Raw genomic sequence first — 1,571 nt, forward strand, 5'->3', positions numbered from 1 at the left:
TAGGCTTAATAACTTGGTTAAGTTATTAAGGGCGCACGGCGAATGCCTTGGCACTAGGAGCCGATGAAGGACGGCACTAACACCGATATGCTTCGGGGAGCTGTAAGTGAGCTTTGATCCGGAGATTTCCGAATGGGGGAACCCACTACGTTTAATCGCGTAGTATCTTGACGTGAATACATAGCGTCTTGAAGGCAGACCCAGGGAACTGAAACATCTAAGTACCTGGAGGAAGAGAAAGAAAAATCGATTCCCTGAGTAGCGGCGAGCGAAACGGGAAGAGCCCAAACCAAGAGGCTTGCCTCTTGGGGTTGTAGGACACTCTATACGGAGTTACAAAAGAGCGAGTTAGATGAAGCGACTTGGAAAGGTCCGCCAGAGCAGGTAAAAGCCCTGTAGTCGAAAGTTCGTTCTCTCCTGAGTGGATCCTGAGTACGGCGGAACACGTGAAATTCCGTCGGAATCCGGGAGGACCATCTCCCAAGGCTAAATACTACCTAGTGACCGATAGTGAACCAGTACCGTGAGGGAAAGGTGAAAAGCACCCCGGAAGGGGAGTGAAAGAGATCCTGAAACCGTGTGCCTACAAGTAGTTAGAGCCCGTTAATGGGTGATAGCGTGCCTTTTGTAGAATGAACCGGCGAGTTACGATTACGTGCGAGGTTAAGCTTTAGAAGGCGGAGCCGCAGCGAAAGCGAGTCTGAATAGGGCGAATTAGTACGTGGTCGTAGACCCGAAACCAGGTGATCTACCCATGTCCAGGGTGAAGGTGAGGTAACACTTACTGGAGGCCCGAACCCACGCACGTTGAAAAGTGCGGGGATGAGGTGTGGGTAGCGGAGAAATTCCAATCGAACTTGGAGATAGCTGGTTCTCTCCGAAATAGCTTTAGGGCTAGCCTCGTGATGAGAATACTGGAGGTAGAGCACTGTTTGGACTAGGGGGCCATCCCGGTTTACCGAATTCAGACAAACTCCGAATGCCAGATATTTATACACGGGAGTCAGACTGCGAGTGATAAGATCCGTAGTCAAAAGGGAAACAGCCCAGACCACCAGCTAAGGTCCCAAAGTAATCGTTAAGTGGAAAAGGATGTGGCGTTGCACAGACAACCAGGATGTTGGCTTAGAAGCAGCCATCATTTAAAGAGTGCGTAATAGCTCACTGGTCGAGTGACGCTGCGCCGAAAATGTATCGGGGCTAAACGATTCACCGAAGCTGTGGATTGACATCTACGATGTCAGTGGTAGGAGAGCGTTCTAAGTGCGTTGAAGTCAGATCGGAAGGACTGGTGGAGCGCTTAGAAGTGAGAATGCCGGTATGAGTAGCGAAAGACGGGTGAGAATCCCGTCCACCGTATGACTAAGGTTTCCTGAGGAAGGCTCGTCCGCTCAGGGTTAGTCGGGACCTAAGCCGAGGCCGATAGGCGTAGGCGATGGACAACAGGTTGATATTCCTGTACCACCTCCTCACCGTTTGAGAAATGGGGGGACGCAGTAGGATAGGGTAAGCGCGCTGTTGGATATGCGCGTCCAAGCAGTAAGGCGTGTGTGTAGGCAAATCCGCACACT

The 1,571-nt window shown here is 51.2% G+C and carries 1 rRNA gene; it reads left to right on the plus strand.

From position 1 onward, the window contains the following. Positions 1–15: 15 nt before the first annotated feature. A 23S ribosomal RNA gene (locus ACYQ73_RS28060) occupies positions 16–1,571 on the plus strand; the annotation flags it as partial.

The sequence above is a fragment of the Lysinibacillus sp. CTST325 genome, from assembly GCF_054665055.1.